Raw genomic sequence first — 19411 nt, forward strand, 5'->3', positions numbered from 1 at the left:
TGTTCGATATTTCGAAAGTTTCAGCTGGGTCGGTCCGGCGAATTCCCAGGTCTTCCCTGCATGTTCACGGCGCGTTTAATGTAGGAACCGGTTGCTGCCGGGTCAATGTTTCTGCCGGGCTACAGCCGTTACTCGAAATTTTCGAACGCCAAGGGGAGACCGATGGCCGGATCCGCAACCGCGATGGGCCCCACTCTGTCCGTGATCGCCCGCGAGGCGAGAGTCTCGGTGCCCACGGCGTCCAAAGTGGTCAACGGCCGCGAGGACGTCGCCCCCGAGACACGCCGCCGCGTCACCGAAGTGCTGGACCGGCTCGGTTACGTACGCAGGCCGCGCTTCCAGGCCAACAAGCCGCCCGCGCTGGTGGATCTGGTGGTGCACTCGCTGGACAGCTCCTGGTCGGGAGCCATCCTGCACGGCGTGGAAATGGCCGCACACGATGCGGGCCTGGAGGTGGTGGTCTCCGCCGGCCTGACCCGCACCCGCGGCGGCCGGCCCGAACGGGGCTGGCTGGACAAACTCTGTGCGCGTGGTTCGGCGGGCGTCCTGTTCAACCTGGCCGAACTCACCGCCACCCAGTACGCCTGGCTCGACCAGCACAGCATTCCGTACGTCATGATCGACCCGGTCGTCGAGCCGTCGTCCGGCGTGGTCTCCGTGGGCGCGGCCAACTGGCAGGGCGGCGTCAGCGCGACCGAGCACCTGCTCTCCCTCGGCCACGAGCGGATCGCCGTGATCGGCGGCTACCGCCGCAAGATGTGCAGCAGCGCGCGGGTGGCCGGCTACCGATCCGCACTGGCCGCGGCCGGTGTCCGGCACCGCCCCGATTACGTCAGGTACGGCAACTTCGACCAGGTCACGGCGCGCGAGCGGATGCGCGACCTCCTCGCACTCCCGGACCGGCCGACCGCCGTCTTCGTCTGCTCCGACCCCATGGCGCTGGGGGTGTACGAGGCAATTGCCGAACAGGGTCTGCGGATACCCGACGACATCAGCGTGGTCGGCTTCGACGACCTGCCCGAGGCCCGCTGGGCGACACCGGCGCTGACGACCGTGCGGCAGCCGCTGTCCGAAATGGCCGCCACGGCGCTGCGGTTGCTCGGCCGGATGATGGACGGCGAGCGTCCCGACGGCGTCCGGACCGAGCTGTCCACCCGGCTCATCGAGCGCAGCAGTACGGCGCCCGCCCGGTGAACGACCGATTCCTTCAGCGAAATCACCGCAGGTGGCGGGTCCACTCGTCGATCAGCGCCGCCAGCTCCGAAGGCCGCTCCTCGTGGAGGTAGTGACCGCAGCCCGTCCATACCACCGTGCGTGAACCGGCAGGCGGCCGGGTGCTCCGCTCCCAGTCCGCCGCACCGGACGTGGAGTACACCGCGAGCACCGGGCAGCGGCGGCCTGCCAGATACTCCACGGCGGCCGGCCGGAAACCGAAGGCGCCCGGAGCCAGATACATGCCGTCCCTGCACCGCAGGAGCACGTCCGGGGACATGGTGGCCATCAACTCCGCGTGGCGGGCGCGGGCATCGGCGGGGGAGTCGGGGCCGAACGCCCGGTGTACGAAGCGCACGGCCCACCCCACACCCTCGCGCCGGAGCGCCGCCTGTTCGGCGGGCAGCCGAGCCGCCTCCGCCGCATCGGCGCCGTACGCCGGATCCAGGACCACCAATGCCGCGACCAGGCCGGGGTGTTCCACGGCCAGTGCGGTCGTCACCTGGCCGCCCATCGAGTGCCCCACAGCGACCACGGGGCCGGTGCCCAGTTCGCGCAGCAGACCCCCGAGATCAGCGGCGAAGTCGCGCGGGCCGTACCCGTCGGGCGGTACCGAGGACTTCCCGTGGCCGCGCAGATCGGGCACCACGACCCGGCGCCGCCCGGCCCACGCTCGGACCTGCTCCCGCCACTCCACTCCACTGCCGCCCCAGCCGTGTACCAGCAGCAGCGGCGGCGGCCCGGCGGGGCCCGGATGATCGGTGAACGACAGCGTGACGCCGTTGACGGTGAGTGCGCTCATGGTGCGGATCGTGCCCGGCCGGCGAGCGCCGCGCCCGTATTCCCCCGACACCGAAAGTTTCCGTAATCGCCGGTCTGTCCCTGGTCGTCGTCCCCCCGCCCGGCGCGCCTCAGACCCGCAGGCTCCCCGGTGGAGGTGCGGACTCCCGTACCACCACATGCGTCCCCAGCGTCACGTGCTGCCTCTGTGCCCCGGACCGCGCATCCCGCCGGAGCGCGAGCCGTACCGCGGTGCGGCCCAGTTCCTCCTGCGGCACGTGGACGGTGGTCAGCGCGGGATACAGGTCCGACGCCAGCGGAATGTCGTCATAGCCGACCACGGCGACATCCGCCGGGACCCGCAGGCCCGCCTCCCGCAGTTCCAGCAGCACACCGGCCGCCACCACATCCGTTGCGGCCACCACGGCGGTGAACTCGGCCTTCCGGGCCAGCAGTTCACGTATCATCCGGCGTCCGTCCGCGCGGCTGAAGTCACCGGGCACGATCAGCGAGGGATCGGCCTCGATGCCGTGCGCCCGGTGCGCGCGCCGGAATCCCTGCAGCCGCTCGGTGATGGTGACCAGGCCCGCCGTGGCGCCGGCGTAGACGACCTTGCGGTGGCCGGCGGCCAGCAGATGGCTGGTCGCCGCGTAGGCTCCGCCCTCGTTGTCATAGTTCACGACCGTGGCCGGCACATCCTCGCCCAGCGGCGGACGGCCCACCAGGACAAGCCGGGAGCCTGCCTGGTCGAGGGCGTACGCGAAGCGGGTCATCCGCTCGTGGTAGACCGGGTCCTCCCAGGCGCCACCCACCACGATCACCGCGTCCGCACGCTGCTCCCGCATCAACTCGACCACGGCGAGCACGCGTTCCGGGTCGCCCTGGGTGGTGCAGAGCAGACAGAGCCGGCCCTCCTGCGCCGCCTGTTCCTCCACACCGCGTGCGATATGGGCGTAGAAGGCCCCGGTCACATCGTCGACGATGAAGGCCACCGTCTTGGTGGTGCCCCCGGACAGCGCCCGGGCCTGGGCGTTCACCACGTAGTCGAGGTCACGCATGGCCCGCTGGACTTTCGTTCTGGTGGCGGTGGCCACCGGATAGGTGCCGCCGAGCACCCGGGAAACGGTCGCGGGGGACACCCCGGCGCGGGCCGCGACATCCCGCACGGTGGCACGCTGAGCGCTGTGCGGTGTCTGCTTCTTGGCCACTGGCTCGCGCTCTCCTTCGCATCCCCCGGCAGGACAGCTCGCAGCTTACGACCTGACGCCCGCCGTGGGTTCACGCACTGCGGCTGAGCTGCTCACGGAGAACGGGATACGCGAGCGGCAGCCCCGAGACGAGTCGTTCCACTTCGCCGACCGCGCTGCGGCCCAGGCGCTCCAGCTCGTTGCCGTGCGAGCCGGCGACATGCGGGGTCAGAAACGCACCGGGCAGATCGAAGAGCCGGGACTCCGGGTCCAGCGGTTCGGGGTGTGTCACGTCGAGCACCGCGGTGAGCCTGCCCTGGGCCACCTCGTCGGTGAGGGCCTCGGTGTCGACTAGTTCACCGCGGGCGGTGTTGATGAGGGTGGCGCCCTCGCGCATCAGCGCCAGCCGGTCGCGGTTGAGCATGTTGCGGGTGCCGGGGGTGGACGGGGCGTGCAGGCTCACCACGTCGCAGCAGGCCAGGAGGGTGTCGAGGTCGACCGGGGTGACGCCGAGCGCCGCCGCATCGGACGCCTCGACGTACGGATCGGCCAGGAAGACCTCGAAGTCGAAGGGACGGAGCAGCTCGATCACTCGACGCCCGATGCGCGAAGCGCCGATGATGCCCACCCGGCGGCGGAAGTTTCCGACCCCGGGTTCGACCGCGGCCAGAGTGAACGCCCGGTCGGCGCGGTAGCGCTCACGGAGGGCGAACAGGCCCTTACCCGCGAAGAGAATCGCGGCTAGGGAGTATTCGGCCACCGGCACGCCGTTGGCCTCCGCGGCCGAGGAGATCAGCAGCCCGCGGTCCCAGCAGTCGTCGGACAGGTGGCCCTTCACGGTTCCGGCCCAGTGCACGACGGAACGCAGCCGCGGCGCGGCCGCGAGCACTTCGGCGTCGATCACCGGGCTGGCCCATCCGGTGATGAGGATCTCGGCCGACGCGAGCACCTCGAGCACCCGCGGATCGTCGAACCGCTCGGCGATCAGGTCCGGGTCGATGGTCACCGCCTCGCGCAGCTGCCGCAGTACCTGAGGCGGGAAGACGTCTGGCAGATCGCGGGAACGCATGGCGAACAGCGCCACCGGTCGCTGGGTCACAGGTGATGTCCTTGGGTAGCGGTATGGAAACCGGTCTCTACGCTATGACCTGTCTGTGACCGTGGTCAATGGGAAGGAATCGTCGAGCTGTGCAAACCAGTCACGGTACCGGTTGCCTCGTCCGGCCGGGTACCGGAAGTCTCCTCGGGCGGACCAGGTGTCTCTGCGCGAAAATGGGGGAACCCGAATCGCAGGAACCCGAAACGCGGAAAGTCGCGGCGCGAGATGCAGGGACCCGCAGCCCCCGGTCCTCCCGCCGCCCGGATGCGCCGCCGCGCTCGCTCATGGGCCGTGGGCGAGGCGTGGTGCCCAGGGCACGCGCCACACGCCGGTCAGCAGCAAGGAGCAGGTATGCGACAGGACAAGCACCCCTCGTACCGGCCGGTGGTCTTCCGGGACCGCGCCGCCGGGTACGCCTTTCTCACCCGGTCCACCGCCACGAGTGAGGAGATGATCGACTGGGAGGAGGGGCAGAGCTACCCGGTGATCGACGTGGAGATCTCCGCGGAGAGCCACCCCTTCTACACGGGGGAGGCGCGCGCCGTCGACTCCGCCGGTCAGATCGAGAAGTTCGAGCGGCGCTTCGGCGGTGGCGCCGGGGAGGAGAGCGACCGGCGGCTCACCCCGAAACCCTCGGAGGTCACGCCGGACGCCGACCTGCACACCGGCGCCGAGGGTGAGGTGTCGGCAGAAGATCTCGTACTCGCCAGTGGACGGGACATCACACCGGTGAATCTGGACTGGGCCCGCCGCAAACTGGCCGAGAAGGGCCGGGAAGCAGTCGAGCGGCGGCTGCCCTGAGCGCCGGCGACCCGCCCGATGCGGCTGCCGTGCCGGTCCGGCTGGTGCTCTTCGACGTCAACGAGACGCTGAGCGACCTGGGCGGCTGCTTCACGGCACACCTCGACGTCAGCGCGCCGCGGGCATGGAAACCGGCTCCCGCGGCCTACCGGTACGCCACCGGTCTCCTCGGCGTCGCACCGGCCGAGACGCTGCTGGTCGCCGTCCATCCGTGGGACATCGACGGCGCACGCCGCGCGGGTCTGCGGGCCGCGTGGCTCAGCCGGTCCGCGACCGGCTACCCGGCTGGGATGTCCGCGCCGAACCACACGGTGAGCGACCTGCGGGAGCTCGCCCGCGTCCTCGCCGGGAACCCATGACCCCGTCACGCCCGGCGGTCACAGCTCCTGGCGCACACCCGCTTCCTTGGTGATCTGCTCGACCTGGTCGGCGGGGTCGCCGTCGAAGGCCTCCGCTCCGGCGCCGCGCCGCCAGGTGGGGAGCACGGTGCGGTGCTTCTGGTCCTCCATTTCGAAGGCGAGCGCCGCGTACAGCGCGAAGGCCGTGAGCAGCAGGCCGGCCGCGCCGGCGGCGTGCTTCCACGCCTGGGCGCCGGAGAGTTCGTAGGCACCGGTCAGGAAGAACCGGACCGAAGCGGTGGCCAGGACAGTGGAGGCGAGAATCTTGTTGCTCCCGCTCGCAGCGACGGGCACCAGCAGCGCCAGTCCCACCACCATCAGCAGCAGGCCCACCGCGTTACTGGTGTATCCCGGCGGATTGGATGCCGTGACGGCCCCCAGAGCCAGCCAGGTGCCGGACAGCACCCCCATCCCGGTGGCCACCACGGAGTCCCGGGCCAGGAACCCGAAGACGGTCGCGACGGCCTGGACCGGGAAGACGAAAGCCAGCAGCACCAGCGCCACATCGTGCCCCTGCAACGGTGCGACCCATCCCAGCTGGAGACCGGCGAGCACGAACGTCCCGCCGGCCAGTCCGAGGAAGCCGATCGGCAAAGGGCTGCCCAACGGCCGAAGGACGACGGTGGCGGTGGGAACCGGTAGCCCGGTCTTCCCGCTGCCGGACGCCTGTCCCGTACGGCCGTGCGGCCGGTCCGGGGTGGTGCTGCCACGGTCGGCAGAGCTCATCGGAATCCTCCGCGCTGAGTTGGGGATGGGCGGGGTCGGCCCGGCCATCACATCGAAGGGACGCCCTGGCGGCGAGTCCCCACCGGCGGTTCCGTCAATCGTCCTCCGGCGTATCCGGCTCGCCGTCGTCCTCGGCCCGGCCGGTCTCCTGGTGGAAATCGGCGCGGACCTCCTCGAATCCCTTGAACGTCGCGGTGGTGGCATAGGAGGTGTAGGCGCGCCGGTCGGCCGGCGTGAGCTGGACCCGGTCGGTGAAGGGGGTCAGCAGGCTGCGGGGCCACAGCCGGTGCACCCGCACCGCGCTCACCTCGGCCGCTGTGACGAAGATGAGGGCGCCCAGATACAGCCAGGCGATCAGACCGAGCACGATCGCGAACATCCCGTACGTGGCGCTGGCCCCCCGCAGAGCGTGCCTGACATAGTAGGCCCCGGCCCACTGCAGCACCTGCCAGACACACGCGCCGCCCAGCGCCACGGCCCACAGCTTCCGGAACTCGACCTCGCGGTGGGTCAGTATCCGGTAGGTCAGCAGCAGCAACGACGCGTTGAGCAGGATCGCCAGCACGGTCGCCAGAAACCGGAACTCGTCCCCGAGGTTGAGCCCGAAGGCGCTGGTCGCCGACGCCATGAACGACAGCCCGGTGGCAGCGCCGAGTCCGACGGCCACCATCGCCAGGAACACCAGGCCCTTCATACGCGAGCGGATCGGATTCGGACGGAGGTGCCGTGGCACCGCCCAGATCGCGTTGAGCGCGTGCTGCGCGGCCTGGGCCACACCCAGACTGCCGTACAGGCTGCCGACCACGCCCGCGGCAAGGGCGAGACCGTTGACGCGGAAGGAATGAATGTTGTTCTGGAGCTGATCCCCGATCACCGGAAACTGCCGCAGAGCCGAATGCAATACCTGCTCCTGCAATCCGGGGTCGTTCTCCAGCAGCGCACTGAGCGCCGTGATGAGCAGCAGCAGAAGCGGGAAGAGCGAGAGGAAGCCGTAGTAGGTGAGCAGCGCTGCCAGGTAGGCCCCTTCGTCGTCGAAGAACTTGTACGCCACCGCCAGCGGCTGGCCGACCCAGGTGTGCCGCTGCTGGTAGGCGTCGAACCGCTGCACCGCTCCCACTGCGGCCTCCCCTTTCACACCGCCCGAGTCCCGGTACGGCGAGCTCAGCAGATCCGCGGCAACTGCTCCCCGATCGGCAGATCGACCACCCGGGTACCTCCGAACCTGGTGCGGGACACCACCATGCCCGGGTGCTCCGTCACACACTCGCCGATGGCCACCGCTCCGGCACCCAGCGGGTGCGCGCGCATCGCGGCCAGCACGGCGTCCGCATGCTGACGTGGTACGAAGGCGACCAGCCGGCCCTCGTTGGCCACGTACAAGGGATCGAGCCCGAGGAATCCACAGGCGTTGGCCACCGGTTCGGGCACCGGCAGGTCGTGTTCGGTGATGACCACTCCGGTGCCGGAAGCCGATGCGATCTCGTTGAGCGTGGTCGCCACACCCCCGCGGGTGGGGTCCCGCAGCACGTGCAGGTCGGCGGTGACGCCGAGCATGGTCTCCACCAGCCCGCCGAGCGGGGCCGTGTCGCTCGAGATGTCGACGCCGAACTCGATGCCCTCACGCACGCTCATGATGGCGACGCCGTGCATACCGATCGGGCCGCTCACGATGACGACGTCGCCCGGAGTGGCCCGCTGCGGGCGGATGTCCACACCGTCGGGGATCAGGCCGATACCCGAGGTGTTGATGTACACCCCGTCACCGTGTCCGGCGTCGACGACCTTGGTGTCGCCGGTGGCCACCGTGACGCCGGCCATTTCGGCTGCCGCGCCGACCGCCCGCGCGACCCGTCCCACGGTCGACAGGTCGGTGCCCTCCTCCAGGATGAAGGCACATGACAGGTAGGCCGCCCGGGCGCCGCTCATGGCCAGGTCGTTGACCGTGCCGTTGACGGCCAGATCACCGATACTGCCGCCGGGGAAGAACAACGGCCGCACCACGTACGAGTCGGTGGAGAAGGCGAGCCGGACACCTCCCAGGTTCAGCGCCGCCGAGTCGGCGAGGCCGCCCATGATCTCGTTGCCGTAAGCGGGGGCGAACAGGTGGTCGACGAGCTCCGCCGAGAGCGCGCCGCCACCCCCGTGCCCCATGACGACGACCGGCTGGTCGCGGAGCGGTGCCGGACAGGTCCAGCCGGACAGGTCGAGGGTCGTGTCAGACAACCGGAGTCGCCTCCTCAGGGGTACGGGCGGCTGCCGCCGGCTCCAGACGGCGGTAGAGGTAGTACGCGGCGCAGGCGCCCTCGCTGGAGACCATGGTGGCGCCGAGCGGGGTGCGCGGGGTGCAGGTGGTGCCGAACGCGGAGCACTCGCGCGGCTTGATCAGCCCCTGCAGGACATCACCGCTGCGGCAGATCGGGGACTCCTCGGTGCTGATGTCCCTGACCTGGAAGCGGTACTCGGCGTCGAACTCCCGGTACGCCTCCGACAGCCGCCAGCCACTGTCCGGGATGGTGCCGATCCCGCGCCAGGCCCGGTCGGTGGTCTCGAACACCTCGGCGAGCATGCGCAGCGCTGCGGGGTTCCCCTCGTCGCGGACGGCGCGGGGGTAGGCGTTGTCGACCCGGTGCTCGCCGCGCTCCAGTTGGTGGACCGTACGACGGATGCCTTCCAGGATGTCGAGCGGTTCGAAGCCGGTGACCACGATGGGCACCTTGTGCCGTTCGGCCAGTTCCGGGTACTCGGCCAGGCCCATCACACTGCACACGTGTCCCGCCGCCAGGAAGGCCTGCACCCGGCAGTCGGGCGAGGTCATGATCGCCTCGATCGCGGGGGGTACCCGCACATGGGAGACGAGCAGGCTGAAGTTGCGCAGGCCTCGTTGCCGTGCCTGGTGGACGGCCATCACGTTGGCCGGAGCGGTGGTCTCGAAACCGATGCCGAAGAAGACGACCTGACGCTCCGGGTTCTGCCGGGCGATCTCCACCGCGTCCAGCGGCGAGTACACCACGCGAACGTCACCGCCCGCGCTTTTGACCCGGAACAGGTCGCGGTCGGTACCGGGCACCCGCAGCATGTCACCGAACGAGCAGAAGGTGACGTCCGGCAGCGACGCGATGGCCATCGCCTTGTCGATCATCTCGAGCGGGGTGACACAGACCGGGCAGCCGGGCCCGTGAATGAGTTCCACCCCTTCGGGCAGCAGCTGGTCGATGCCGTGGCGGATGATGGAGTGGGTCTGTCCGCCGCAGACCTCCATCATGGCCCACGGTCGCGTCACCGTGGCATGGATGTCGTCCAGCAACCGCTGGGCGAGCGCCGGGTCGTTGAACTCCTCGATGTACTTCATCTAGGCCTCCTCGGAGACGACGTGCGGCTGTGCTGCGACCGAAGCGGGCACCGCGGTACCGGCCTCCGCCGCGGCGCGTTGCCAGGGATCACCGAACTCCTCGTCGAGCGCACCGATCTGCTCGAAGAGTTCGAGCGTGGCGAGCGCCGACTTCTCGTCGAGTCGCTGCAGCGCGAAACCGACGTGGACGATCGCGTAGTCGCCCACCTCGATGTCCGGGAGGTAGGCCAGGCACACCTCCTTGACGGCGCCGCCGAAGTCCACCTGAGCCATACGGGTACCGTCGCGTTCCTCAACGGCGACCACTTTGCCGGGCACTGCCAGGCACATGGGCACCTCCTGTTCCGTGGGTGGATTCCACCGGGTCGGTCCGGAGCGGGCCGACCCGGTTCTGCAGCCGGGCGGCGACCAGGAGCTGACCGAGGGCCAGGCCCCCGTCCCCGCACGGCACGATCCGGTGACGCAGCACGGTGAACCCTTCGGCGCCCAGCTGCCGCGTGCATGCCTCGTCGAGCAGGGCGTTGGTGAACACCCCACCGGTCAGGGCCACCGTGCCCACCCCTGTCCGCTGCCGGGCGGCCCGGCAGGCCGCTGTCACGGCGTCGGCCACGGCGCGGTGGAACCGGGCGGCGATCACTGCCGGTTCGGTCCCGTCCCGCAGATCGGCGACCGCGCCGCGCAGCACCGGTGCGGGATCCAGCAGGCCGCCACGGTCCCCGAAGGTGTAACCGCTGCCGCAGCCGGCCATCGCGGGCGCCGCGCACGCCTCGAGTTCGACGGCCGCCTGGGCCTCGTAACCGACCCGATGACAGATGCCGAGCAGGGACGAGACGGCGTCGAACAACCGGCCCATGCTGGACGTCGGCACACAGGCCACATTCCGGCTCAACTGCTGGGCCAGCACTCGGCGCTGAGCAGGCGGGCAACTGTCCACACAGGGCAGGTCCCGGTCCCACTCGATGCCCGCGGAGCGCAGGTGGGACAGCGCCATCCGCCAGGGATTGCGTACGGCGGCATCACCTCCGGGCAGCGGCACATAGGCCAGGTGGGCCAGGCGTTGGTATCCGTCATAGTCGGCGAGCATCACCTCGCCGCCCCACACGGCGGAGTCGTCCCCGTAGCCGGTGCCGTCGAAGGCGACCCCGATGACGGGCGTGGTCCCGTCCAGACCGGCTTCCCCCATGGCGGAAGCGATGTGCGCGTGGTGGTGCTGGACCAGTCGCAACGGCCGGCCGGCGGCCCGCCGCTCGGCCCATCGGGTGGAACGGTAGGCAGGGTGCCGGTCGGCGGCCAGCAGACCGGGGCGTACCCCGGTGAGGGCGGTGAGATGGGCGAGCGCGTGGTCGAAGGCCTGTCCGGTGGCGAGGTGGTCCAGGTCACCGATGTGCTGTGACAGCCAAGCCGCCCGTCCCCGCGCCAGGCAGAAGGTGTTCTTCAGGTCACCCCCGACGGCGAGGGTGTCCGGCACGTCGAACGGCAGGGTGACCGCTTCCGGAACGTAACCGCGGGAGCGGCGCAGCGGCAGGCTTTCGCCGCCCGGCCGCACCCGGATCACCGAGTCGTCGCAGGGCACCCGGATTCCCCGGTCGTGCCACAGCCAGGCGTCAGCGATACCGTCCAGCCGGGCACGGGCGTCGGCGTCGTCGATGGCGATGGGTTCGCCGGAGCGGTTGCCGCTGGTCATCACCAGTACCCGGGGGCCGGGCGGATCACCGGGCAGCCCGAACAGCAGCCGGTGCAACGGTGTGGACGGCAGCATGACCCCGATGTCCGGGCTGCCGGGACACACGCCCGCGGCGAGCACCGGGCCGCCGGACGGGGCATCACCCGTAGAGCGCGCGGCGCGCCGCAGCAGCACGATCGGGCGACGGCCGCTTTCGAGCAGCCGGCGTTCGGTCGCGCCGGCCGGGGCGATGGAGACGGCGGTGGATACGTCGGGTGCCATCACGGCGAACGGCTTGTTGCCGCGCTCCTTGCGTTCCCGCAGTCTCCGCACTGCGTCGTCGTTCTCCGCGTCGCAGGCCAGGTGGTAGCCGCCGACGCCCTTGACGGCGACCACCGCGCCGGCGGCGAGCAGCCGGCGCGCCTCCGCCAGCGCGGCGTCGTCGCCATCCGGCGGGGCCGGCCGGTCGGACGTCAGGCGGAGTCGCGGGCCGCACCGGCGGCAGGACACCGGCTGGGCGTGGAAGCGGCGGTCGCTCGGATCGGTGTACTCACCGGTGCACCGCTCGCACAGGGGGAAGTCCGCCAGCGTGGTGGTCGCCCGGTCGTAGGGCAGAGCCGTGACGATCGTGAAGCGGGGCCCGCAGTGCGTGCAGGTGATGAAGGGATGGCGGTACCGGTGATCCCCGGGGTCACCGAGTTCGTCGAGACATGCGGCGCACTGCGCGGTGTCCGGAGGCACCAGAGTGTGTCCCGAGCCCTGTTCGGACGGCCGAATGGCGAAGCCGGTGACGCCGAGGGGCGTCAGGTCCAGCCGGGACACCGAGGAGACCGTAGCCAGGGGTGGAGCCTCGCGGCTCAGCCGCTCGCAGAAGGCACCCACCGGACCGACCGGGCCCTCGATTTCTGCGACCACGCCGGCGGGCGTGTTGGTGACGTACCCGGCGAGGTGAAGCTCGCCGGCCAGTCCATGCACGAAAGGACGGAAACCGACGCCCTGGACGACGCCGCTCACGGTGAGCCGGGCCCGGACGGTGTCAGGCGTGCCGGGTGCGGCGACGGTGCTCTGCTGCCGCGGCGCCGTGACCTGCGGACGCACCGTCACGGCCCGACGGCCAGAGGCGCGTGACGGTGACCGCCGTCCTGACCATGACCGTGCCCGCCGTCGTCACCGTGGTCGTGGCCGTGCTCGCTCATGTGCCGGTCAGCGAGCAATGGCTGGTGCGCCGCCGCCCCGTGACACACCGCCATGACCCGGTCCACCAGCGCGTCGACGCCGTCACCGGTGCGTGCGGAGGTCGGCAGGATCTCGACGCCGGGGTTGACGGCCGCGACATGGGCGCGGAACTCGTCGTCAGCGAAGGCTGCCGCGCCCGCCAGGTCCGTCTTGGTGAGGACGACCAGATTCGCCAGACCGAACGCGGTCGGGTATTTGAGCGGCTTGTCCTCGCCCTCGGTCACCGACATCATCGCCACGCGCAGGCTTTCGCCGAGATCGTAGGAGGCCGGGCAGACGAGATTCCCGACGTTCTCCACGAAAAGCACCTCGGTACCGTCCGGCAGCCATCCGTCGATCTGCGCCCGGAGTTGGTCGCACTCCAGGTGGCACAGTCCGCCGGTGAGGATCTGCTTGACGGGTGCGCCGGACCGGGCGAGGCGCCGGGCGTCGTTCTCGGTGGCCAGGTCGGCCGTCAGCGCCGCGACGCCGATCCCGCGCTCGGCAGCCCGTGCCAGCACCCGTTCCAACAAGGCGGTCTTGCCGCTGCCGGGACTCGACAGCAGGTTGACCAGGGTGGTTCCGCGGGCCGTCAATTCGGCACGCAGCGCAGCCGCCAGGGTGTCGTTCTTGGCGAGCACCGCCTGCCGTACGTCCACCACTCGGCACATCATCCGGCTGTCTCCTCGAACTCGATAGCGGTGATTTCCAGCTCCCGCCCGCTCAGCAGACCGGATGCGGGCCGGTCGCACGCCGGGCACCAGAGGAACGGGGGAGTGCCGACCGCGAAGTCGGCGCCGCACGGCTCGCACCGGGCCAGGGCGGCCACGTCCTCGACGAGCAGCCGAGCCGTGCCGGCCACCGTTCCTTCCCGGGCGACCTCGAAGGAGAACAGCAGAGCGTCCGCTACGACACCTGCCATTTCGCCGACCCGTACCCGCACCGCCGAAACGGCCGGAACGCCGTGCTGACGGGCCACCTCTTCGGCCCGTTCGACGATCGCGGTGGCGATCGACAATTCGTGCATGCCGCTCCCGTCCACGGTGTGAGGCCGGGCAACGCCAGGGCGTTGTCCTGCCGGCCGTCACTGTAGGAAGGTCGCCGCCCCGACTCCGGCAGCCGGTCTCCGTCCGCGCCGGTGTTCCTCCGTTCGGCGCAAACCGGCGGCGGTTCACGGGCGGGCCGCGGCCGGATCCGCTCGCGCCGGGTGACGATCGGCGTGCTGGGAGCGCCGGTGGGATCGCGTGCGACGTGGGACGGATCCGGCGCCGTGCGGCCGACCGTCCGCCGCAGTCCGATCGCCTGGAGGTTGTGGTGCGCATCCTGCTCATCGCGAGCGCGTTCAACAGTCTGACGCAGCGGGTTCGTGCCGAACTCGGTGACGACGGCCACAGCATGGCCGTCGTTCTCGCCGCCGACGACGCCTCGGTGCGTACCGCCGTCCGCCGCCACGCACCAGAGCTGATCATCGCGCCGATGCTCCGGACGGCGCTTCCCGAGGACATCTGGTCCCAGCACGTGTGCCTGATCGTGCATCCCGGCCCGCCCGGCGACCGGGGCCCGTCCTCGCTGGACCGCGCGGTGCAGGACGGCGAGAGCCGGTGGGGCGTGACGGTGCTGCAGGCGGAGGCCGAGATGGACGCGGGCGACATCTGGGCCTGGGAGCCGTGCGCGCTGCCGCCGGTCGCCAAGAGCGACCTGTACCGCGGCGAGGTCGCGGACGCGGCGCTCACGGCGGTGCAGGTCGCGGTCGAGCGGTACGCCTCCGGCACCTACCTGCCGATGTCGCAGCGCGGTATGACGGCACGGTCCCGGCCGTTCCTGCGACAGCCCGAGCGCTGCATCGACTGGACGTCCTGGTCGACCGAGTCGGTCCTGCGCACGCTGCGTGCGGCCGACTCGCAGCCCGGGGTCCTCGACGAACTGCTGGGTGTCGAATGCTTCCTGCACGGCGGTCATCCCGAGGACCGGCTGCGCGGCGAGCCGGGGAGCATCCTGGCCACGCGGGACGAGGCGATCTGCCGGGCCACCGTCGACGGCGCCGTCTGGATCCCGCAATTGCGACTGCGCCGTACGCCCGGCGGGCCGCCCACCATCAAACTGCCGGCCGTGTCGGCGCTCGGCGACCGGCTGACCGGCGTCCCGGAGATGCCCGCGCCGCTGGAACTGCCGGAGAACCGCCGCACCTGGCGTGACATCCGTTACCACGAGCGGTCCGATGTGGGGTTCCTGCGCTTCTCCTTCCCCGGCGGTGCGATGAGCACCTCGCAGTGCCGCCGTCTCCTCGCCGCCTACCGGTTCGCCTGCACCCGGCCCACCCGCGTGCTGGTCCTCGGCGGCGAACGCGACTTCTTCTCCAACGGCATCCACCTGAACGTCATCGAGGCCGCGGCTGACCCCGCCGCCGAGTCGTGGGCCAACATCCAGGCCATGGACGACCTCGTCGAGGCGGTCCTGACCACGACCGACCGGCTGGTCGTCGCCGCACTGGCCGGCAACGCTGCGGCCGGCGGGGCGATGCTGGCGCTCGCCGCCGACGAGGTGTGGTGCAGGGCGGGCACCGTTCTGAACCCGCACTACCGGCTCATGGGCCTGATCGGCTCGGAGTTCTGGACGTACACCCTGCCCCGACGGGTGGGCGCGGAGGTGGCCGCCGCGCTGCAGCGCGATGCTGCTCCGATGAGCGCCGCCGCAGCTCAGGACCTGGGCCTGGCAGACCGGGTGCTGGCCGGCTCACCGCGGGACTTCACCGATGAGGTGGCCCGGCTGGCCATCCGCCTCGCCGGTACATCCGCCACCGATCGGCGGATCACGGACAAGAAGGCGGCCCGGGAGCGCGACGAGGCCGTCCGGCCGCTCTCGGTGTACCGGGAAGAGGAACTGACCAGGATGCGCCGGACGTTCTTCTCGCCCGAGGAGCCGTACCACGCGCTCCGCGCCGCGTTCGTACACAAACAGCCCGCGCCCGTGCGGTCCGCCGAGCCGAGTGACGCATGACAGCGGCCCGACCCGTCACGGACACCGGGCGGCCGGGCCCGCGCATCCTGATCGCCGGCATCGGCAACATCTTCCTGGCCGACGACGCCTTCGGCCCCGAGGTCATCACCGCCATGAGCGGTCGCCCGGTGCCGGACGGGGTGCACGTGGCGGACTTCGGCATCCGCGGCATGGACCTGGCCTACCGGCTGCTGGACGGCTACGACGTGGCGGTGCTGGTCGACGCGGCACCACGCGGCGAGGAGCCGGGCACCTTGTACGTCATCGAACCGGACCTCGAGGACGGCGACCCCCGGCAGGTCCCCGAGGCACATGGCATGGACCCGGTCAAGGTGCTCGCGCTCGCCCGCACCCTCGGCGACGTGGACCAGGCGCGGCTTCCCCGTGTGCTGGTCCTCGGCTGTGAGCCACTGGTGCGCATGCGAGGCGACGAACCCGAGGTCGCGGCCGGCCTCAGCGCACCGGTACGTACCGCGGTCGGTGAAGCCGTGCGTCTCCTGGACTCCTTGACCGCCGACCTGCTGCGCGATCCGCAGGCCGCCGATATTCCGCCGACCGCCCTCCGCACCCGCAGGACCGACTCGAAGGACGCCGCTGTCTCATGAGTGAGCGAACACTGCAAGACGTCTTCGTCACCTACCTCCGGGACGCCCACGCACTGGAGCGTCTCATCGACACGGCGCTGGGCGCCCTCATCCGTACGACCGACGCACCCGAGCTGCGCATCCCGCTCGAACACCACCGCTCGATGACACGAGAACACCTGAACGCCCTGGCCGACCGGCTGCACGCGCACGAGGCGCGGCCATCGGCGGTCAAGGACACCGGTCTCGCACTGGCGGCGTTCGGCGAGGGGCTGCTCGCGAAGGCCAGGAGGGACCACGCGGGCAAGAACGCCCGCGATGCCTACGTGCTCATCCACCTGGCCATCGCCGGTTACGAAATGCTGGGTCATCTGGCCGACCGCATGCACGACGACACCACAGCCCGGCTCATCAGGCATCACCTGGACGAGGAACGAGCCACCGCGGCGACGATCGACGCCCGGTGGGACGTCCTGCTCGACCTGTCCCTGCGCCATGCCGGCGTACCCGCCGCGCCCGCGATGGCCGGTGACGGCGTTCGCTGAGCTCAGCCGGCTTCCACCTGCACCCAGTCCAGGGTGCGCTCCACCGCCCGCTGCCAGCCTTGGTAACCCTCCTGGCGCTGGTCCTCACTCCACTGCGGCTCCCACCGTTTCGACTCCTGCCAGTGGGAGCGCAGTTCGTCGGTGTCCCGCCAGAAGCCGGTGGCGAGGCCGGCCGCGTAGGCGGCGCCGAGCGCCGTGGTCTCGGCGACCACCGGACGGCTGACCGGCACGCCGAGCACGTCTGCCTGGATCTGCATGCACAGGTCGTTGGCGGTCACACCGCCGTCCACCTTGAGCACATCGAGGTGCACACCCGAGTCCTGCTCCATCGCGTCGACCACGTCGCGGCTCTGGTAGCAGATGGCCTCAAGGGTGGCGCGCGCGATGTGTGCGTTGGTGTTGTAGCGGGCCAGCCCGACCATCGCGCCCCGGGCGTCCGAGCGCCAGTACGGGGCGAACAGCCCGGAGAAGGCGGGTACGAAGTACATCCCACCGTTGTCCGCCACCGACCGGGCCAGCGGCTCGCTCTCCGGCGCGCTGCCGATGATCTTCAGCTGGTCGCGCAGCCACTGAACGGCGGCGCCGGTGACGGCGATGGAGCCCTCCAGCGCGTAGATCGCCGGGCTGTCGCCGAACTGGTACGCCACCGTGGTGAGCAGCCCGTGCTGCGAACGCACCAGCTCGGTACCCGTGTTGAGGACGAGGAAATTGCCGGTGCCGTAGGTGTTCTTGGCTTCACCGGGTGCGAAACAGACCTGGCCGACCGTGGCCGCCTGCTGGTCACCGAGAACACCGGCGATCGGGACGGCCGCGTTCAGCGGCCGCGAGGTGCGGGTGGTCCCGAACGCCTCCGCGTGGGACGAGGGGTGGATGCTCGGCAACATCGCCCGCGGGATGTCGAAGATGCTCAGCAGCTCGTCGTCCCAGTCCAGCGTCTCCAGGTTCATCAGCATGGTGCGGCTGGCGTTGGTGACGTCGGTGGCGTGCACCCCGCCGTTCGGTCCGCCGGTGAGGTTCCACAGCACCCACGCGTCCGTGTTGCCGAACAGGGCGTGACCCGCTTCGGCCGCCGCCCGCAGCCCGTCCACGTTCTCCAGCAGCCACTTGATCTTGCCGCCGGAGAAGTAGGTGGCCGGAGGCAGACCCGCCTTGCGCCGGATGACGTCTCCGTGGCCGTCGCGTTCCAGAGCGGCGGCGATGGTGTCCGTGCGGGTGTCCTGCCAGACGATGGCGTTGTAGTACGGGTGTCCGGTGCGCGGGTCCCAGACGACGGTGGTCTCCCGCTGGTTGGTGATGCCGATGGCCTTCAGGTCCGAGGCGCTGAGGCCACCGGCCCGGACGGCGTTCTGAATCACCGTGCTGGTGCGCTCCCAGATCTCCACGGGGTCGTGTTCGACCCACCCCGAACGGGGCAGGATCTGGTGGTGTTCGAGCTGGTGCCGGGCCACTTCGTTACCGGCGTGATCGAAGATCATGAAGCGCGTGCTGGTGGTCCCCTGGTCCACAGCGCCGACGAAATCGGGCATCGCTGCCGCCCCTTCTGCTGGTTGTAGACGTCCGCGGACGGACTCCGGGGGCCGCGGTGGATCGGGGGCCACCGCGGCACAGGGCCCGGGGCCGACGATGCTGACGCCGCCCTCACCACCATCGTGGGAGGGCGGTCGCCTTCGCATGCGGAGGGCGGCCAATCGGGGTCGGCCCGGGGTGTCCCGGGACGCGGCTGACCGCGGCCCGTCAGCGTTCCGTCTCCGGTTCCTCGGTCACCCGGCCCTCCTGGGCCGGTCCGCTGCGGGCCTTGACCAAGGGCGTGATCGCCAGGTCGTAGACCGCCATGCCGATCACTCCGCCGATGAGCGGTCCGACGATGGGGATCCACCAGTAGCCGCTGAACCACTGATACGTGCCGGGCAGCGCGATCTTCCCCCATCCCTCGAAGAACGTGAACAGCCGTGGCCCGAAGTCGCGAGCAGGGTTGATCGCGTACCCCGCGTTCGTGCCGAAGGCCAGCCCGATCACCACGACGACGAGGCCGATGATGAAGGGGGCGAGATTCGACAGCGCTGCTGTGTTCCGGGTGTCGGTGACCGCGCAGATCAGCAGCAGCAGAATGCCGGTGCCGATGATCTGGTCGAGCAGCGGGCCCCACCACGAATTCCCGAAGTATTCGGCGGGGAAGGTGGCGAAAATGGAGTAGGTGGAAAGCGACTTGTCCCGGGGGAGGCCCGCCTTGTGATCGAAGAAGTCGATCGCCCACCGGTACGACGCGTACACGAGGGCGGCAGCCACGAAGGCTCCCACGAGCTGGGCGAACCAGTAGGGGATGACCTTCCGCCAGGCCAGGGTGCGCCGGACCGCGAAAGCGAGCGTCACCGCCGGGTTGAGGTGTGCGCCGGTCACGCCTCCGGCGACGTACACACCGAAGGTGACGCCGAAGCCCCAGCCCCAGGCGATGATGAGCCAGTCGGCGGCCCCGAACGGGGCTGCTTGGCGGCCCGATCCGGGGAGCCCGGCAACAGCGACGGCCACCGAACCGACGCCCAACAGAATGAGAACGAAGGTACCCAGGAATTCGGCGATCATTTCGCCGCCGATACCCTCCCGATAACCTCGTCGACGTGTCGCACGGTCCGCCACAGCCATCGTCTCCCTTGATCCGGTTGAAAAAGGCCCCGCCCCTTACTCGAAACCTAGGCAGGGAGCAGGCGGTGCGGGTGCTGCTGACGGCGAGTCCCGGACTTTGCCCTCCGATGGAGTACCGCCGGACAAGGCCGCCCGGCCGCACCGACGCCACCGGCCGGCCGGACAGCGCGGTGGGCGTACGCCGGGACACACGATTCGACGTAACCCAACAGTTG

General features: G+C 70.6%; 18 protein-coding genes and 1 pseudogene. 6 read left to right on the forward strand and 13 right to left on the reverse strand.

Annotation, left to right across the window (positions count from 1 at the left end):
* Positions 1–162 precede the first annotated feature (162 nt).
* A complete protein-coding gene (locus tag AB0436_RS05975; RefSeq protein WP_366466480.1) occupies positions 163–1194 on the forward strand; it encodes a LacI family DNA-binding transcriptional regulator in 1032 nt (343 codons plus the stop codon).
* A gap of 22 nt (positions 1195–1216) precedes the next feature.
* On the opposite strand, the gene AB0436_RS05980 is transcribed toward AB0436_RS05975, so the two are convergent.
* From AB0436_RS05980 to AB0436_RS05990, 3 genes are all read right to left on the reverse strand, one after another.
* Complete coding sequence (locus tag AB0436_RS05980) at positions 1217–2014, reverse strand: alpha/beta hydrolase (RefSeq protein WP_366466481.1); 798 nt, start codon at positions 2012–2014, stop codon at positions 1217–1219.
* Positions 2015–2123: 109 nt separating this feature from the next.
* Entirely contained in the window at positions 2124–3200 is a 1077-nt protein-coding gene (locus tag AB0436_RS05985; protein ID WP_366466482.1) for a LacI family DNA-binding transcriptional regulator, read from the reverse strand.
* 70 nt (positions 3201–3270) lie between these two features.
* A complete protein-coding gene (locus AB0436_RS05990; protein WP_366466483.1) occupies positions 3271–4278 on the reverse strand; it encodes a hydroxyacid dehydrogenase in 1008 nt (335 codons plus the stop codon).
* A gap of 351 nt (positions 4279–4629) precedes the next feature.
* On the opposite strand from AB0436_RS05990, the pseudogene AB0436_RS05995 reads away from it, so the two are divergent.
* Positions 4630–4881: pseudogene (locus AB0436_RS05995) on the forward strand (type B 50S ribosomal protein L31); the annotation flags it as partial.
* A 227-nt stretch (positions 4882–5108) separates the two neighbouring features.
* Positions 5109–5438, forward strand: coding sequence for an HAD hydrolase-like protein (locus AB0436_RS06000; RefSeq protein WP_366466484.1), 330 nt, complete (start codon positions 5109–5111; stop codon positions 5436–5438).
* Between the two features lie 18 nt (positions 5439–5456).
* Here the strand turns inward: AB0436_RS06000 and AB0436_RS06005 are convergent, their stop codons facing one another.
* The 8 genes from AB0436_RS06005 to hypA form a co-directional block, all read right to left on the reverse strand.
* Positions 5457–6203, reverse strand: coding sequence for a GPR1/FUN34/YaaH family transporter (locus AB0436_RS06005; RefSeq protein WP_366466485.1), 747 nt, complete (start codon positions 6201–6203; stop codon positions 5457–5459).
* A 94-nt stretch (positions 6204–6297) separates the two neighbouring features.
* The gene (locus AB0436_RS06010) at positions 6298–7320 is read right to left on the reverse strand and encodes a YihY/virulence factor BrkB family protein (RefSeq protein ID WP_366466486.1); all 1023 of its coding nucleotides are present in this window, start codon (positions 7318–7320) and stop codon (positions 6298–6300) included.
* A 44-nt stretch (positions 7321–7364) separates the two neighbouring features.
* Complete coding sequence (gene hypE, locus AB0436_RS06015; RefSeq protein ID WP_366466487.1) at positions 7365–8426, reverse strand: hydrogenase expression/formation protein HypE; 1062 nt, start codon at positions 8424–8426, stop codon at positions 7365–7367.
* Complete coding sequence (gene hypD, locus AB0436_RS06020) at positions 8419–9552, reverse strand: hydrogenase formation protein HypD (protein WP_366466488.1); 1134 nt, start codon at positions 9550–9552, stop codon at positions 8419–8421. The genes hypE and hypD overlap by 8 nt, the downstream gene beginning before the upstream one ends.
* On the reverse strand, positions 9553–9882 hold the full coding sequence (locus AB0436_RS06025) for a HypC/HybG/HupF family hydrogenase formation chaperone (RefSeq protein ID WP_366466489.1): 330 nt from the start codon (positions 9880–9882) through the stop codon (positions 9553–9555).
* Positions 9845–12229 (reverse strand): carbamoyltransferase HypF, encoded by a 2385-nt coding sequence (gene hypF, locus AB0436_RS06030; RefSeq protein WP_366466887.1) that lies wholly within the window; start codon positions 12227–12229, stop codon positions 9845–9847. The genes AB0436_RS06025 and hypF overlap by 38 nt, the downstream gene beginning before the upstream one ends.
* An 86-nt stretch (positions 12230–12315) precedes the next feature.
* Complete coding sequence (gene hypB / locus AB0436_RS06035) at positions 12316–13101, reverse strand: hydrogenase nickel incorporation protein HypB (protein WP_366466888.1); 786 nt, start codon at positions 13099–13101, stop codon at positions 12316–12318.
* Positions 13101–13457, reverse strand: a complete 357-nt coding sequence (gene hypA, locus AB0436_RS06040) for a hydrogenase maturation nickel metallochaperone HypA (protein ID WP_365858676.1) — start codon at positions 13455–13457, stop codon at positions 13101–13103. The genes hypB and hypA overlap by 1 nt, the downstream gene beginning before the upstream one ends.
* Positions 13458–13744: 287 nt before the next feature.
* Here hypA and AB0436_RS06045 point away from each other — a divergent pair, with 287 nt between their 5' ends.
* From AB0436_RS06045 to AB0436_RS06055, 3 genes are read left to right on the forward strand one after another with little or no spacing between them, the layout of a single operon-like run.
* Positions 13745–15427: an enoyl-CoA hydratase-related protein gene (locus AB0436_RS06045; RefSeq protein ID WP_366466490.1), complete on the forward strand. Its 1683-nt coding sequence runs from the start codon at positions 13745–13747 to the stop codon at positions 15425–15427.
* Positions 15424–16032 carry a hydrogenase maturation protease gene (locus AB0436_RS06050; RefSeq protein WP_366466491.1) on the forward strand — a complete coding sequence of 203 codons (609 nt, stop codon included), beginning with the start codon at positions 15424–15426 and terminating at the stop codon, positions 16030–16032. Before AB0436_RS06045 ends, AB0436_RS06050 begins: the two co-directional genes overlap by 4 nt.
* Positions 16029–16556, forward strand: a complete 528-nt coding sequence (locus AB0436_RS06055; protein ID WP_366466492.1) for a DUF892 family protein — start codon at positions 16029–16031, stop codon at positions 16554–16556. The genes AB0436_RS06050 and AB0436_RS06055 overlap by 4 nt, the downstream gene beginning before the upstream one ends.
* Before the next feature lie 2 nt (positions 16557–16558).
* Here AB0436_RS06055 and glpK read toward each other — a convergent pair whose 3' ends face one another.
* Positions 16559–18082, reverse strand: coding sequence for a glycerol kinase GlpK (gene glpK / locus AB0436_RS06060; RefSeq protein WP_366466493.1), 1524 nt, complete (start codon positions 18080–18082; stop codon positions 16559–16561).
* Positions 18083–18290: 208 nt separating this feature from the next.
* On the reverse strand, positions 18291–19136 hold the full coding sequence (locus tag AB0436_RS06065) for an MIP/aquaporin family protein (protein WP_366466494.1): 846 nt from the start codon (positions 19134–19136) through the stop codon (positions 18291–18293).
* Between the last annotated feature and the right edge of the window lie 275 nt (positions 19137–19411).

Source organism: Streptomyces sp. NPDC051322, from assembly GCF_040689485.1.
Classification (GTDB): Bacteria; Actinomycetota; Actinomycetes; order Streptomycetales; family Streptomycetaceae; genus Streptomyces.

What these genes read in the sequence shown, in the direction of transcription:
- AB0436_RS06065 (WP_366466494.1), bottom strand. Translation starts at nt 19,136, where the DNA reads ATGATCGCCGAATTCCTGGGTACCTTCGTTCTCATTCTGTTGGGCGTC.
- AB0436_RS06005 (WP_366466485.1), bottom strand. Translation starts at nt 6,203, where the DNA reads ATGAGCTCTGCCGACCGTGGCAGCACCACCCCGGACCGGCCGCACGGC.
- hypB (WP_366466888.1), bottom strand. Translation starts at nt 13,101, where the DNA reads ATGTGCCGAGTGGTGGACGTACGGCAGGCGGTGCTCGCCAAGAACGAC.
- AB0436_RS06055 (WP_366466492.1), top strand. Translation starts at nt 16,029, where the DNA reads ATGAGTGAGCGAACACTGCAAGACGTCTTCGTCACCTACCTCCGGGAC.
- glpK (WP_366466493.1), bottom strand. Translation starts at nt 18,082, where the DNA reads ATGCCCGATTTCGTCGGCGCTGTGGACCAGGGGACCACCAGCACGCGC.
- AB0436_RS06050 (WP_366466491.1), top strand. Translation starts at nt 15,424, where the DNA reads ATGACAGCGGCCCGACCCGTCACGGACACCGGGCGGCCGGGCCCGCGC.
- AB0436_RS05980 (WP_366466481.1), bottom strand. Translation starts at nt 2,014, where the DNA reads ATGAGCGCACTCACCGTCAACGGCGTCACGCTGTCGTTCACCGATCAT.
- AB0436_RS06025 (WP_366466489.1), bottom strand. Translation starts at nt 9,882, where the DNA reads ATGTGCCTGGCAGTGCCCGGCAAAGTGGTCGCCGTTGAGGAACGCGAC.
- AB0436_RS05975 (WP_366466480.1), top strand. Translation starts at nt 163, where the DNA reads ATGGCCGGATCCGCAACCGCGATGGGCCCCACTCTGTCCGTGATCGCC.
- hypA (WP_365858676.1), bottom strand. Translation starts at nt 13,457, where the DNA reads ATGCACGAATTGTCGATCGCCACCGCGATCGTCGAACGGGCCGAAGAG.
- hypD (WP_366466488.1), bottom strand. Translation starts at nt 9,552, where the DNA reads ATGAAGTACATCGAGGAGTTCAACGACCCGGCGCTCGCCCAGCGGTTG.